This is a genomic window from Saccharopolyspora elongata (assembly GCF_004348985.1).
GTDB lineage: Bacteria > Actinomycetota > Actinomycetes > Mycobacteriales > Pseudonocardiaceae > Saccharopolyspora > Saccharopolyspora elongata.
Window position 1 is genome coordinate 1 of record NZ_SMKW01000051.1, and the last position, 13388, is coordinate 13388.

Here is a 13388-nt window from a genome sequence, read left to right on the forward strand (position 1 = left end):
GGATGGGCGGGAATCCACCTCGCGACCGTCGAACGCACGGTGCTGGATCTCCTCGCCCGGAATCCGCAGAGACCGGCGGTTGCGGCCGGTGATGCGCTGGTCCACGCCGGGCTGATCGACGTGAAGGCGATCCACGCCTTCCTCGCCGGGCGCCATGACCACGGCATAGTCCGCGCGCGAGCCGCGGCTGCGCTCCTGGATGGGCGAGCGGAGTCACTCCCCGAATCGGAGCTGCGTGTTGCCCTGGTGCAAGCCGGTTTTCGCCCGACGCCGCAGGTGGAGATCCACGATGGGCACGGTTTCGTCGCTCGCGTTGATCTCGCCCTGGAGGACGTGAAGATCGCCCTCGAATACGACGGAGCCTGGCACGCCGACCCCGATCGGCACCGGTTAGATCAGAAGCGGCTGCGCCGAATCCGAGCGTGCGGCTGGCACGTCATCGTGGTGACCGCGGAGCGCTTGTATCAGCGTTTGCCAGACCTGCTCGCAGAGGTTCGCGCAGCGGTTGCGGCCCGCCGGTGATTGCGGCGTTTTCGCGCGAAACCGTCGCCGCCCCCTCCTGGGCAGCGCCGTTTTCGCGCGAAAACGCCAACTTCACCCGGACGGTGGTGAGTACTCGTCGAGGGCGCGTGTCACGAACCAGGACGCCGTGCCGAGGTAGTTCTGCGGGGCGAGCAGCTCCCGCACCGCCTCTGCGTCCACATCGGACTCCCGGAGCTCGGGCGCGTCCGCGAGCAGCTGGTCGAACGTGCCGCGCCCGGCCGCGGCCTCGGCCGAGATGCGGGCCAGCACCTGCTTCGCGCGGGCCTTGCCGAGTACCGGGGCCAGCGCGACGTTGACCCGCTCGGCGACGATCGCGCCACCGGTCTGGTGCAGGTTCTCCAGCATCCTGGCGGGGAACACCGCGAGGCCCTCGGCCAGTTCGGCGGCGGTGTGCGCTGCGCCGCCCGCCGCGCGCAGGCAATCCCGCAACGGCTGCCACTCGGCATGCCAGGCCCCGGCCGGACGTTCGTCCTCGGCGAGCATGCACTGAGCCAGCACCCCCGCCGACGGGGCGACCTGCCGCGCGGCGGCCACGACCAGCGTCGACAGCACGGGATTGCGCTTCTGCGGCATCGCCGACGAGGCGCCGCGCCCGGCCGGGCCCGGCTCGACGGCCTCGCCGACCTCGGTGCGGCACAGCACCTGCACGTCCACGCCGAACTTGCCCAGCACCCCGGCGACGACGCTGAGCGCCCAGCCGAGATCCGCCAGCGGCACCCGCTGCGTGTGCCACGGCACGGCCTGCACCGCGAGCCCGAGTTCGCTCGCCATGCCCTCGATGAGCTCGCCCACGTGATCGGCGCCGGTGGCCGCCTGCGCATATGCCGCATAGGCGGCGGCGGTGCCGCCCGCGCCGCCGATCGACACCGGCAGCCCCTCGGTGCGCAGCCGGTGCACCCGGCGGCGCGCCTCGCCGACCCCGGCCAGCCAGCCGGCCGCCTTGAGCCCGAACGTCGTCGGCACCGCGTGCTGCGTCAGCGTCCGGCCGGCCATCGGCGTGTCCCGATGCCGCTCCGCCAGCCCGGCGAAGGCGGCCGCGCAACGGTCCAAACAGGACTCGATCTCGGCGAGCGCCCGCCTGGTGACCAGCATGGACGCGGTGTCCAGCACGTCCTGGCTGGTGCAGCCGCGGTGCACGTGGTCGGCGGCCGCCGGGCTTTCCGCGGCCACCAGCGAGGTCAGCGTCGACACGAGCGGCACCACCGGGTTGGCGGCCTCGCGCGCCCGCACGGCCAGCTCGCCGAGGTCGAACCGCTCCGGCCGCGCCACCGACTCGATCACCGCGACCGCGGATTCCGGGATCACCCCGAGCCGCGCCTGCACCCGCGCCAGCGCCACCTCCACCCGCAGCATCGCCGCCAGCCACGCACCGTCGGAGGTCGCGGCGTGCACGGGAGTACCCGCCCACACCGGGGAGAGCAGGCCCGCATCCAACCCGGGGCTCATCGGGCCGCCCCCTTACGCGCTCGCCGCGGCGCGCTGGTCGGCAACCAGGCGAGCGGATTGTGGTAGTCGGCGTACAATGCGGCCTGCCGCGGGCCGGACTCGCTGCGCGGCACCGACAGGCACGCCCGCGCGACGCTGTCCGCGTCGGCCAGGCTCACGGAGTTCACGCCGGGCCGCGCCCCGGCCGCGGTCACCCAGTGCACGGCCTCGGTCGGCACCCCGAACGCGAAGCGCCGCGGATGCGGCCGGCCGGCGGCGTCGATCAGGTGGTACGGGCGGCGCGTCACCGCCAGCCCACCGGTCCGGAAAGCACCGTCCGGATCGGCGATCCGGTACGCCACGCACTGCCCGGTCCGGCGCAGCCAGCTCAGCAGCGGATCGGCAGAACGCCCCAGGTCCGGCTCCGGCAACCGCGCCTCGATCAGCGTCGTCACCGGCACCGGCGGCGCCGCCACGCCGTGCGCGGAGACCACGAACGACGCATCCACGGCCGACACCCGCATGCCGGGGCCGAGCACGTGCACCACGCCCGCCTCGATCAGCGCGATCAGCTCGGCGATCCGCCGCGCCGGCGGGCCGATCGACAGGAACGCGTTCTCCCCGGTGTACCAGCGCTGCACCTCGTCCCGGTAGGAGCCGCCTGCGATCCCGCCGTGGTCGATGACCAGCCGGATCTCGTTGCGCAGATCCCGCAGCACGTCCAGCGCCGCCTTCAGCGGCCCGGCGACGTTGCCCAGCTCGGCCTCGACCAGATCGCGTTCCAGGTGCTCCAGCAGCCAGCCGTGGAACTCGTCGCGATCGGCGAAGACCCGCCCGGCGCAGGGGCGCGTCACGCGGTCCCAGTCCCACCACTCGCCCGGCGGCACGCCGTAGCGGCGCAGTACCCAGCGCTCGGCGATCTCGTCGTCGATCGCACGCAGGTAGTCCCGGCGGAAGACCCGGGCGGTGCTCGCGCTGCGGTGCTGCCCGATCCAGGTCGTGTAGTACACCGCACGGACCTCTTTGGACACCAGCGGCCACACATCGCCCAGGAAACCCGGCGCAGTGCCCTCGGCGGCCCGCTGCTGAAGCCCGGCGATCACCTCCGGCGTCAGGAACAGCGGTTCATGCCGCCCCGACACGCCCTTCTGGTTCCGCCCGCGCGCGTGGTACGGCACGCCCCGGCGCGAACCGGCGTACAGCACCGGCTCGCGACCGGAGGGGATGTAGCTCAGCTTCCCGCCGGCCGGCACGAACCGGCCGCCGCGCCCGGCGGTCAGCAGCGCCAGGTAGTCGAAGAAGTTCAAGCCCAGACCGCGAAGCCCGACCGGTTCGCCCGGGACGATCGACGAAAGGTCCACTTCGGACGGGTTGCTCGGCGGCACGTAGCGCAACCGGTACCGCCGCGCGAACTCCGCGAGATCGCGTGGCGCACCGGCGGACTCGGCGTCGACGTGCCCCTGCGCGAGCACCACGGCATCCGCGGTCAGCACGCTGCCGTCGGCGAGCCGGACCCGCTGGTGCTGCGCGTCGTCCTGCAGCGCGACGGCGGTCTCGGCGTGCAGCCGGACGGTCACGTTGGGCGGCGCGGTCGCGATCACGTGGTCCAGGAACCACGCCAGGTAGCGGCCGAACGAGGCGCGCGTCGGGTAGTCGTCCGGCCCGAGCGGCACCTCGTCCGGATCGGCGCGCGCCCACTCGTGCAGGCTCGGCCCGGGCCGGATCGGCCCCTCGCACTCCACGCTGTCGTCGGTGAACACGGTGACCTGCGAGGCGACCGTGTTCATCAGCAGCAGCGAGCTCTGCCCGGTCCACCACACTCGGCCACCCGCGCCCACGTGCGGATCCACCAGGTGGACCTCGACCGGCTCCGCCGGGCCGACGAGCCCGCGGCTGTTGGCACAGATCCGCTCCAGCACCATCAGGCCCCGCGGGCCCGCACCGATCACGCAGATCCGCATCGGAGTTCCCCTCGATCGCACGGCATCCTCGAATCTCCCGGCCGACATCGCACCGCCCGATTCAACGCCCGCGGGCACGACCCGCGCAGCACGTCTTTCCGGGATATCGCGCGGCAAATCAGCCCGCCACCACGACAATCACGTGTTCCCGCGATGCCCCTCGATGAAGCGGTCGATTAGAAAGATGTTGCACGACAGAACGTTTCGTCCCGGCGTCGGCTGCGGCGCGCCCCTCGCGATGAGGTGTCGATGAAACCATTGGTGCAGAAGTACGGCGGCACCTCGCTGAGCACCGCCGAACACGTTCGCCGGGTGGCCGAGCGCATCGACGCCGCCCGGCAGACCGGTCGCCCGACGGTCGCGGTCGTCTCGGCCCGTGGCGACACCACCGACCGCCTGCTGGCCGACGCCAAGCAGCTACACCCGCACCCCGCACCGCGGGAAACCGACCAACTGCTGGCCACCGGCGAGGTGGCCTCGGCCGCCCTGATGGCCACCGCGCTGCACCGCCGGGGCACCCGAGCCGTCTCGCTCACCGGTGCGCAGGCGGGCATCCGGACCACCGGGCCGCACGGCGCCGCCCTGATCGACACCATCGATACCCGGGCGGTGCGCGCCCACCTCGAACGCGGCTCCGTTGTGGTCGTCGCCGGCTTCCAGGGCATCGACCCGGCGGGGGAGCTGTTCACGCTGGGCCGCGGCGGCTCCGACACGACCGCGGTGGCACTCGCCGCCGCGCTCGACGCCCGGTGCGAGATCTACACAGACGTCGACGCCGTCTACACCGCGGACCCCAGGCTGGTTCCGCAGGCGCGTCCGCTGCCGGAGATCGCGGCGCCGCTGATGGCCGAGATGGCCTTCGCCGGAGCGCGGGTGCTGCACGCGCGAGCCGTGGAACTCGCCGCGGTCCGAAACGTGCCGCTGCTGGTGGCGAGCGCCATGCACGACCGCCCCGGCACCACGATCACCGGAGGGAGCCCCATCGGCATGCTGGAGAAGGAAGGCTTCGTCGCCGCGATCACCCACGACGCGGACATCGCCCGGTTCACCATCCGGCTCGACCCCGACGACCCGGAACGCCCGCACCGGGCGCTGCGCGCCATCGCCGACCAGATCATCCCGGTCGACCTGGTGACCTGGGCGGACGACCGGCCGGCGCTGAGCTTCACGGTCGCCGGCGCCGCCGTCCACCAGGCGCGGCGGCAGGTGGAACTGGCCGTGCCGAACGCCGGCCGCGACGTGGCGGTGCAGCGCGAACTCAGCAAGATCTCCTTGCTGGGCACCGGAATGCTCACCCGGCCGGAATACGCCGTACGGGTGCTGCGCACCCTCGAAGAGCTGGGCGTGCCCGCGAACTCCTTGCACACCAACCAGTTGCGCGTCTCGGTGCTGGTACCGGCCGAGCACACCGCGGCGGCGGTGGCCGCGCTGCACGACGAATTCGAAATGGACCGACCCCGCCCCGATCCCGTCCCCACCTCGTGAACAGGAGGACCCGGTGTCCACCACCCGATCGTTCGGCGCGCAGCTGAGGCTCCGGCGGATGTCGCGAAACGGCGACGACCGCCTGCTCCTGGTGCCGATGGACCACTCCGTCACCGATGGCCCGTTACCGACGCCCGGCGGCCCGGCGAACCTCACGCCGCAGCTGGCCGCCAACGGCGTCGACGCGATCGTGCTGCACAAGGGCGCGCTGCGCTACATCGACCCGGCGGCGTTCGTGAACATGTCGCTGATCGTGCACCTCAGCGCCAGCACGGCGCACGCGCCGGACCCCGACGCCAAGTACCTCGTCGCCAGCGTGGAAACCGCGCTGCGGCTGGGCGCCGACGCGGTGAGCGTGCACGTCAACCTGGGCTCGACGGAAGAACGCCGCCAGGTCGCCGACCTCGCCGCCGTCGCGGAGGCGTGCGACGCCTGGAACCTGCCGCTGATGGCGATGATCTACCCGCGCGGCCCGCAGATCACCGACCCGCGCGACGTGCGGCTCGTCGCGCACGCCGCCACCCTCGCGGCCGACCTGGGCGCGGACCTGGTCAAGACCGTCTACCCGGGCACGGTCGAGGCCATGGCCCAAGTGGTGGACTCCTGCGCCGCGCCGATCGTCGCGGCGGGCGGCCCGCGCGTCGACGACGAAGCGAAGGTCCTCGCCCACGTCGAGGGAGTGCTGCGCGCAGGCGCGGCAGGTGTGGCGATGGGGCGCAACATCTTCGAGGCCCCGGACCCCGGGGAGCGGGCACGACGGGTGGCGGCGCTGATCCATCCGGCCCGCGAGTTCACCGACGACCTGGTGCCGGAACTGGCCTCCTGACCAGCCCGGCCCCACCCAGCGCGGGGACCGCCCGTGCGAACCGAGTTCCGCCAACAGTCACCGAGACCTGACCGAGGAGCGCGTGATGAGACTGACGTGGTTGGACATCCGAGGTGTGGACGCCGAGATCAAGACCGCCATCGTCGAGGAGGCGGTGCACCAGCGGGTGAGCGCCATCGTGGCCGACGAGCCCGGCGAGCTGGTCGACCTGCCGCCGACGGTGCGCAAGGTGCTGCTGCCGCGCGGCCCGCTGCCCGACGACCTGGGGCCGGCGGACGTGGTGATCGTCGACCCGGAGCGCCACGGCGACCCGGCGGTGCTGGCGGCCCGCCACCCGGGCGTCGAGTTCGGGCCGTTCGTGGAGATCGTCGACGCGCCGACGCTGGAGGTCGCCTGCGAGGCGGCGCGCACCCAGCGGTGGAGCGTGCTGTGGTTCCGCGACCCGACGAAGATCCCGCTGGAGATCGTGCTCGCCGCCGCGGCCGGCGCCTCCGGCAGCATCGTCACGGTCGTCGAAGACGTGGAGGAGGCCGAGATCGTCTTCGGCGTCCTGGAGCACGGCTCGGACGGCGTGCTGCTCAAGCCGCAGCGCGTCGGTGACGCCACCGACCTGGTCGCGGCGTCCGCGGGCGGCTCGGCCGACCTGGAGCTGACCGAGCTGGAGGTGGTGCGCACCGAGCACGTCGGCATGGGCGAGCGGGCGTGTGTGGACACCTGCACCTACTTCCGCGAGGACGAGGGCATCCTCGTCGGCTCCCACTCCAAGGGCATGATCCTCTGCGTCAGCGAAACGCACCCGCTGCCGTACATGCCGACCCGCCCGTTCCGGGTCAACGCCGGGGCGATCCACTCATACACCGTGTCCCACCAGGGCCGCACCAACTACCTGAGCGAGCTGAAGTCGGGCAGCAAGGTCCTCGCGGTGGACACCAAGGGCCGCACCCGGGTGGTCACGGTCGGCCGCGTCAAGATCGAGAGCCGGCCGCTGATCTCGATCGAGGCGGTCAGCACCACAGGCCAGCAGGTGAACCTGATCCTGCAGGACGACTGGCACGTCCGGGTGCTGGGGCCGGGCGGCGTGGTCCTCAACAGCACGGAGCTCAAGCCGGGCGACCGGCTGCTCGGCTACCTGCCGGCGGAGGACCGCCACGTCGGCTACCCGATCAAGGAGTTCTGCCTGGAGAAGTGACCCGATGCAGGTGAAGGGCCCTCGCCACCGGCGCCCGGCGGCGAGGGCCCTTCGCTGCTCGGGGGGTGGGGTGACAGGAAAGTTCCCATGCTCACAATCGGCGGTACCCAACTGAGTTGTGCACAACTGAATTTCGCGCTACGTTGTCCGTGTGGATGAGTCGAGGTTGGCGTTGGACCGGCAGGTCTGCTTCGCGCTGTACAGCGCTTCGCGGGCGTTCACCGGCCTGTACCGGCCGGTCCTGGACGAGCTCGGGCTCACCTACCCGCAGTACCTCGTGATGCTGGCGCTGTGGGAGCACGAGTCGGTGACGGTCAAGGAGCTCGGTGCCGCCCTGCGGCTCGACTCCGGCACCTTGTCGCCGCTGCTGAAGCGGCTGGAGGCGCGCGGCCTGATCACGCGTCAACGCAGCTTCGTCGACGAGCGGTCCGTGGCGGTCGCGCTGACGGCGGACGGTGCGGAAATGCGGGCGCAGGCCCGGTGCATCCCGGACCGGATGGTGGCCGCGACCGGACTGCAGGTCGACGAGCTCGTCCAACTGAAGTCCACATTGGAACGCCTGACGGCCGCCCTGGATTCGGCGGCGCAACAGCAGGCGGAAGACAAGCGGGAGGGTCAGCGATGACAGTGCTCTACACGGCCGAAGCGACGGCGACCGGCGCGGGCCGGGACGGCCGGACCCGGTCCTCGGACGGCGTCCTGGACCTCGACCTCGCGGTGCCGAAGGAGATGGGCGGCCCGGGCGGTACGGCGACCAACCCCGAGCAGCTCTTCGCCGCCGGGTACGCGGCGTGCTTCCACGGCGCGCTCCAGGTGGTGGCGCGCCGCGCCAAGGCCGACATCGCCGATTCGTCGGTCACCGCCCAGGTCGGCATCGGCCGCAACGACGCCGGCGGGTTCGGCCTCAGCGTCGGCCTGGTCGTCGGCCTGCCGGGCGTGCCGCGCGAGCAGGCGCAAGAACTCGTTGCCGCTGCGGACCAGGTCTGCCCGTACTCGAACGCGATCCGCGGCAACGTCGAGATCGAATTGCGGGTCGCCTGACTCAGGAGAACAGCACGTAGAGCAGGCCGGAGCTGCCGGCGAGCACCGCCAAGACGGCGACCGCCGCCGGCAGCACCCCGCCGGGCAGCGGGGTCTCGGCGTGCAGCCTGCGTTCGCCCCGGAGGTGCCGGTGCCAGACGAGCCAGCCGATGGCAAGCCCGAGTGGCAGGGTGAGCGCGGCGCAAACCGCTGCCGCGACGATGCTCTCGTGCGCGAGGAGCCGCAGCAGCACCAGCATTCCGACGACGAACGCCAGCGCGGTGCGAAGCCACGCGAGGGTGGTCCGCTCGACTTGCAGCCCCGGATCCCAGGGCCCGTCGGGGCGCGCCACGTCAGAACCCGGTCACGAACAGGAGCACGCAGGCGGCCACGCCGATCGCGCCGAGCCCGTAGCCGAGGACCGGCGCCAGCCGCGGCGCAGGCAGCGGGCGGCCGCGCCGCAGCGCCCGCTCGGTGGTCCACCAGCGCGTGAAAGCAGTTGCGCTGCAAAGCACCCCGGCGAGCAGCAGCAGGACCGCCAACGCGGTCCGCAGTGGACTCGGCTGACCGGTGGCCGCGCTCAGCGCCTCGACGCCGACGCCGCCGGCCATCAGCGCCAGCGCGGTGCGGATCCACGCCAGGAAGGTGCGCTCGTTGGCCAGGGTGAACCTCGGGTCGGGATCGGAGCCGTCCCGGTACAGCCGCCGCGGCCAGCGGGAATCGCAGTCTTCTCGGTCGGTCGCCATGCGGTCACGGTAACCCGAACGGCGGTACGGCGAGAGCGCGTGTTCCACAGGTCACGGCACGCGTCGGGCCCCGCACGCGGCGGGGCCCGACAGCAGCCTCAGAACGAGAACACCTTGCCGGTCGCGGCTCCGGCGACGCATTCGTTCGGGTAGGTCTTCTCGAAGGTGACCGGCTTGCCCTGCCACCTGCCCTGCGCGGTGAGCGTCACCGGTCGGTACACCAGCGGACACGTGGAGTTACCGGTGCTGAGCAGGTTGAAGTCACCATTGACGTCTCTGAGCGCCGAACACGCGTCTTGCGCGTGCGGATGCGAGCCGCCGGCGGGCTCGCACAGCAGGAACGCGCTCCGGAGGTCGTCGCGGCCTTCGCCGCGGACTGAGAGGTTCATCATGCTGCCGTGCGGGGCCGACGCAGGTTCTGCGTGGGCGAGCGCCGGGGCCAGCGCGGTGCCGGCCAGCGTGGCGGCGGCGAGCAAGGTTCGGCCGATGAGCCGTTTTGCAGCCATTTCGTCATTCCTCCTGGGTTGGTGAAGCAGACGATTCGCTTCTCTTTATCGCCGAGGTCGAGCGAAATGCGGCAGATGCGACGGCGGATCACTGAAACGTGGTTCGCCCGAACCGGTTTCCATCACGACCCGTCACGAAAAGGCGTTGCCCCACAGGGCGGGAAGTCGCCCACAAGCGGTGCCCTGCTCAATAAGGTGGTGGACCTTTTGTCGATCACTGGTCATTGTGGTGCGGAACCACGTGACGCCGGGTCCGGTGTCCGCAACAGACGGGAGGCCTGATGGCGACGGTACCTGCGGGGCCGGACACCGCCACGGTGCGCAAGGCGGCGTTCGCCAGCGCGGTGGGCAACACCATCGAGCTCTACGACTTTCTGATCTACGGCACCGCCGCGGCCGTGGTGTTCAACAAGCTGTTCTTCCCGGCGGGAGACCCCTGGGTGGGGGCGTTGCTCGCGTTCGCCACCTTCGGCGCGGGCTTCCTCGCCCGACCCCTCGGTGCGGCGGTCATCGGGCACTTCGGCGACGTGGTGGGCCGCAAGCTGATGCTGGTCATCACGCTGAGCGTGACCGGCGTGTGCACGGCGGCGATCGGGCTGCTCCCGACCTACCAGCAGGTCGGGGTCTGGGCGCCGGTGATGCTCGTGGTGCTGCGGCTCGTGCAGGGCTTCTTCCTCGGCGGCGAGCAGGGCGGCGCGGTGCTGATGGCCGTCGAGCACGCGCCGCCGCACCGCCACGGCTGGTACGGCGGGTGGACCTTCCTGGGCTCCCCGAGCGGCATGTTCCTGGCCACCGGGGCGTTCGCCGGCGCGACCGCGATCTCCGGCGACGCGTTCCTGACCTGGGGCTGGCGGATCCCGTTCCTGGTGAGCCTGGTGCTCGTGGGCGTCGGCCTGTACGTGCGGCTGCGGCTGGCCGAAAGCCCGGAGTTCGCGAAGATCCGGGAACGCGGACAGCGGGCCCGCCTGCCGGTCGCCGAGGCGTTCTCCAGCTCCTGGCGGCAGATCCTGCTGTCGGCGGGTGTAAACCTCGGCTTCAACACGTTCATCTTCATCCTGACCACGTTCCTGCTGACCTACGGAACGGAGAAGCTCGGCGTCACCCGCGACGTGATGCTGCTCGGCAGCCTGTGCGGATCGGCGGCGCAGATCGCCGGAATCCTGCTGTTCTCGCACCTGTCCGACCGGCTCGGCCGCACTAAGGTGATGCTCGGCGGCGGCCTTTTCCTGGCGCTGTACGCGTTCCCGATGTTCTGGCTGCTGGACACCGCGAACCCGGCGCTGATCGTGCTGGCGATGACGCTGGGATACGCGGGCTCGGCGGCGGTCTTCGGCCCGATGGCGGCGTTCTGCGCGGAACTGTTCGCCACGAAGGTCCGCTACACCGGCGTGTCCCTGGGCTACCAGAGCGGTTCGGTGCTGGGCGGCGGGCTGTCGCCGGTGGTGGCGACGGCACTGCTGACCGCCTCCGGCGGAGTGTCCTGGCCGATCGCGGCCTACCTGGTGATCGGCGCGCTGATCACGGTGGCGTGCCTGGTCATCACCGGCGAACCGACCCGCTGGGCCCGCGAAGCCGAACCCGCGACGACCTGACCGGGCGCTGCCGGGCGGTTGGCGCCACCGGAACCCGCCGCCCGGCGGCGTCAAGACGGGCGCCGACTGAACCCGGGCCTGTCGTCACGGTGACGGAAAGTCCCACCCCAGACCGTTACGGGCCTCGGTGACAGGAAGGTTCCCATGCCGCCAAGCCGCAGGCCGGATGACAGGAAGGTTCCCATCCTCACGGCCGTCAAGAGCCGTGATGACAGAAAGGTTCCCTTGCTGTCAGACGACAGGAAGGGAACCTTTCTGCCAAGCGGCCGGGCTGGAAGTGACAGGAAGGTTCCCGTGCTCGCACCGCCGGGGCCGGGGTGACAGGAAAGTTCCCATGCTCGCGCTGCCGGGTCAGTCGCCGTAGAGCTGGTCGATGATGTCGGCGTACTTGTCGTGGATCACCCGGCGCTTGAGCTTCAGCGTCGGGGTCAGCTCGCCGCCTTCAACGCCCCACTGCTGGCCGAGGATCCGGTAGCGCTTGATCTGTTCGGGCCGGTTCAGCCGTTCGTTCGCGGCCCGCACCGCGGCCTCCACTTCGGACCGGACCGCGGGGTGCGCGGCGAGGTCGGCGCGGTCCCGGAAGGCGATGCCGCGCTCGCGCGCCCACTTCGGTGCGGTGTCCTCGTCGAGCACCAGCAGCGCGACGAGGTACGGGCGGCCATCCCCGAACGCCAGCGCGTGCCCGATCAGCGGATGTGCCGTGAGCGCGTTCTCCACCGCCGTGGGCGCGATGTTCTTGCCCCCGGCCGAGATGATCAGCTCCTTCTTCCGGCCGGTGAGCGTGAGGAAACCATCGGCGTCCAGCACGCCGACGTCGCCGGTGCGCAGCCAGCCGTCGGCGTCGGCGGCCGGCCGGATCACCCCGTCGGGCTGCAGATATCCCGCGCACACCAACGGGCCGCGCACCAGCACCTCGCCGTCGGGTGCGGTGCGGATCTCCACGCCGGGCACGGCGCGGCCCACGGTGCCGGGACGGCGCGCACCGGCGGAGTTGGTGGTGACGCAGCCGGTGGTTTCGGTCATGCCCCAGAGCTCGAAGATGTCCAAGCCGATCGTGCTGAAGAACTCCAGCAGGCCGGTGTCGATCGGGGCGGCGCCGCTGGACGGCCACAGGGCGCGGTCCAAGCCGATGCGGGCGCGCAGCGCCTGCTGGTTGGCGCGCTGTTCGTCCGGGATCTTCCGGAGCGCTGCGGCGAGCTTCTCCCAAATCCGGGGAACGCCGAAGAAGAGCGCAGGTCGTGCGTGGGTCAGCGCGGCCAGGATCCGGCTTTGATCGGCGCAGAAGTGCACGTGCGCGGCGTCGTGGATCGCGGCGTAGAGCCCGACCATCCGCTCCGCGATGTGCGCCAGCGGCAGGTAGCACAGGCGCGGTGCGTGCCGCTCGGGCTGCGTGATCTGGTGCAGCGCTGCGGCCGCGAAGCAGATGTTCCGGTGCGTGAGCACTACGCCCTTCTGCTCACCGGTGGTACCGGAGGTGTAGAGGATCGCGGCCGGGTGGCCCGGGGCGATTGCCGCCGCCGTCCGCTGCACCAGGTCCGGATCGTCGCGCAAGCGCTGTTCGCCCAGCACCCGCAAGCGCTCCCAGGTGCGGAACCGGTGATCCGCGGACACCATCGCTGCCTCGTCCAGCACCACGACGTGCTCGATGGTGGACACGTTGCGCAGCACTTTGGACCAGCGCCGCAACTGGTCGGCGCCGTCGAGCACGACGACCCGGGCCCTGCTGTGCTGGGCGATGTAATGCACCTGGTCCTGGCTGAGCGTGGGGTAGAGGGTGCTCGGCACCGCGCCGATGTGGGTCGCCGCAACATCGATCAGCCAGTGCTCGGCGCGATTCGCCATCATGATCAGCATCGTTTGGCCTGCTTGCAAGCCCAATGCCGCGAGCCCGGCGGCCAGCTCGTGGACCTCGTGGCGCGCTTCGGCCCAGGTCCAGGCGCGCGGCTCGCGCCCGTTGTCGGTGAGCGCAGGGCGCTGCGGGAACTCCGCGGCGTTGCGCGAGAACAGCTGCGGGATGGTCGTCTCCGACGCGGCCGTGGCCCAGGCTTCCGAGGCGCTCATCGCATCCGGTCTCCCCTCCGCGCATGCTCGGGTG

General features: G+C 71.6%; 13 protein-coding genes. 7 read left to right on the forward strand and 6 right to left on the reverse strand.

Going from position 1 to position 13388, the window contains the following annotated elements:
• Nucleotides 1-522 (forward strand): endonuclease domain-containing protein (locus tag E1288_RS30300; RefSeq protein WP_132491139.1); only part of this gene is annotated, 522 nt, incomplete at its 5' end.
• 72 nt (nucleotides 523-594) lie between these two features.
• On the opposite strand, the gene pcaB is transcribed toward E1288_RS30300, so the two are convergent.
• Together pcaB and E1288_RS30310 are read right to left on the reverse strand one after the other, a co-directional pair.
• The gene (gene pcaB, locus E1288_RS30305; protein WP_132491142.1) at nucleotides 595-1989 is read right to left on the reverse strand and encodes a 3-carboxy-cis,cis-muconate cycloisomerase; all 1395 of its coding nucleotides are present in this window, start codon (nucleotides 1987-1989) and stop codon (nucleotides 595-597) included.
• Nucleotides 1986-3929: an FAD/NAD(P)-binding protein gene (locus tag E1288_RS30310; protein WP_132491145.1), complete on the reverse strand. Its 1944-nt coding sequence runs from the start codon at nucleotides 3927-3929 to the stop codon at nucleotides 1986-1988. Before E1288_RS30310 ends, pcaB begins: the two co-directional genes overlap by 4 nt.
• A gap of 249 nt (nucleotides 3930-4178) precedes the next feature.
• On the opposite strand from E1288_RS30310, the gene E1288_RS30315 reads away from it, so the two are divergent.
• The 5 genes from E1288_RS30315 to E1288_RS30335 all read left to right on the forward strand — a co-directional run bounded on the left by E1288_RS30315 (nucleotide 4179) and on the right by E1288_RS30335 (nucleotide 8470).
• Nucleotides 4179-5414 (forward strand): aspartate kinase, encoded by a 1236-nt coding sequence (locus tag E1288_RS30315; protein ID WP_132491148.1) that lies wholly within the window; start codon nucleotides 4179-4181, stop codon nucleotides 5412-5414.
• A 13-nt stretch (nucleotides 5415-5427) separates the two neighbouring features.
• Nucleotides 5428-6240: a 2-amino-3,7-dideoxy-D-threo-hept-6-ulosonate synthase gene (locus tag E1288_RS30320; protein ID WP_132491151.1), complete on the forward strand. Its 813-nt coding sequence runs from the start codon at nucleotides 5428-5430 to the stop codon at nucleotides 6238-6240.
• 85 nt (nucleotides 6241-6325) lie between these two features.
• A complete protein-coding gene (locus E1288_RS30325) occupies nucleotides 6326-7429 on the forward strand; it encodes a 3-dehydroquinate synthase II (RefSeq protein ID WP_132491154.1) in 1104 nt (367 codons plus the stop codon).
• Between the two features lie 151 nt (nucleotides 7430-7580).
• Nucleotides 7581-8054, forward strand: a complete 474-nt coding sequence (locus tag E1288_RS30330) for a MarR family winged helix-turn-helix transcriptional regulator (RefSeq protein WP_165968330.1) — start codon at nucleotides 7581-7583, stop codon at nucleotides 8052-8054.
• Complete coding sequence (locus E1288_RS30335; protein ID WP_132491157.1) at nucleotides 8051-8470, forward strand: organic hydroperoxide resistance protein; 420 nt, start codon at nucleotides 8051-8053, stop codon at nucleotides 8468-8470. Before E1288_RS30330 ends, E1288_RS30335 begins: the two co-directional genes overlap by 4 nt.
• A gap of 1 nt (nucleotide 8471) precedes the next feature.
• Here E1288_RS30335 and E1288_RS30340 read toward each other — a convergent pair whose 3' ends face one another.
• The 3 genes from E1288_RS30340 to E1288_RS30350 all read right to left on the reverse strand — a co-directional run bounded on the left by E1288_RS30340 (nucleotide 8472) and on the right by E1288_RS30350 (nucleotide 9701).
• Nucleotides 8472-8801: a DUF202 domain-containing protein gene (locus tag E1288_RS30340; protein WP_132491160.1), complete on the reverse strand. Its 330-nt coding sequence runs from the start codon at nucleotides 8799-8801 to the stop codon at nucleotides 8472-8474.
• Between the two features lies 1 nt (nucleotide 8802).
• Nucleotides 8803-9195 (reverse strand): YidH family protein, encoded by a 393-nt coding sequence (locus E1288_RS30345; RefSeq protein ID WP_132491162.1) that lies wholly within the window; start codon nucleotides 9193-9195, stop codon nucleotides 8803-8805.
• A gap of 98 nt (nucleotides 9196-9293) precedes the next feature.
• Entirely contained in the window at nucleotides 9294-9701 is a 408-nt protein-coding gene (locus E1288_RS30350) for an SSI family serine proteinase inhibitor (protein ID WP_132491165.1), read from the reverse strand.
• Between the two features lie 281 nt (nucleotides 9702-9982).
• Between E1288_RS30350 and E1288_RS30355 the strand changes: the two genes are divergently transcribed.
• Nucleotides 9983-11293: an MFS transporter gene (locus E1288_RS30355; RefSeq protein WP_132491168.1), complete on the forward strand. Its 1311-nt coding sequence runs from the start codon at nucleotides 9983-9985 to the stop codon at nucleotides 11291-11293.
• A 351-nt stretch (nucleotides 11294-11644) separates the two neighbouring features.
• Here E1288_RS30355 and E1288_RS30360 read toward each other — a convergent pair whose 3' ends face one another.
• Nucleotides 11645-13354 (reverse strand): AMP-dependent synthetase/ligase, encoded by a 1710-nt coding sequence (locus E1288_RS30360; protein ID WP_132491171.1) that lies wholly within the window; start codon nucleotides 13352-13354, stop codon nucleotides 11645-11647.
• Nucleotides 13355-13388 lie beyond the last annotated feature (34 nt).

What these genes read in the sequence shown, in the direction of transcription:
- E1288_RS30345 (WP_132491162.1), bottom strand. Translation starts at nt 9,195, where the DNA reads ATGGCGACCGACCGAGAAGACTGCGATTCCCGCTGGCCGCGGCGGCTG.
- E1288_RS30355 (WP_132491168.1), top strand. Translation starts at nt 9,983, where the DNA reads ATGGCGACGGTACCTGCGGGGCCGGACACCGCCACGGTGCGCAAGGCG.
- E1288_RS30315 (WP_132491148.1), top strand. Translation starts at nt 4,179, where the DNA reads ATGAAACCATTGGTGCAGAAGTACGGCGGCACCTCGCTGAGCACCGCC.
- E1288_RS30325 (WP_132491154.1), top strand. Translation starts at nt 6,326, where the DNA reads ATGAGACTGACGTGGTTGGACATCCGAGGTGTGGACGCCGAGATCAAG.
- pcaB (WP_132491142.1), bottom strand. Translation starts at nt 1,989, where the DNA reads ATGAGCCCCGGGTTGGATGCGGGCCTGCTCTCCCCGGTGTGGGCGGGT.
- E1288_RS30350 (WP_132491165.1), bottom strand. Translation starts at nt 9,701, where the DNA reads ATGGCTGCAAAACGGCTCATCGGCCGAACCTTGCTCGCCGCCGCCACG.
- E1288_RS30310 (WP_132491145.1), bottom strand. Translation starts at nt 3,929, where the DNA reads ATGCGGATCTGCGTGATCGGTGCGGGCCCGCGGGGCCTGATGGTGCTG.
- E1288_RS30335 (WP_132491157.1), top strand. Translation starts at nt 8,051, where the DNA reads ATGACAGTGCTCTACACGGCCGAAGCGACGGCGACCGGCGCGGGCCGG.
- E1288_RS30360 (WP_132491171.1), bottom strand. Translation starts at nt 13,354, where the DNA reads ATGAGCGCCTCGGAAGCCTGGGCCACGGCCGCGTCGGAGACGACCATC.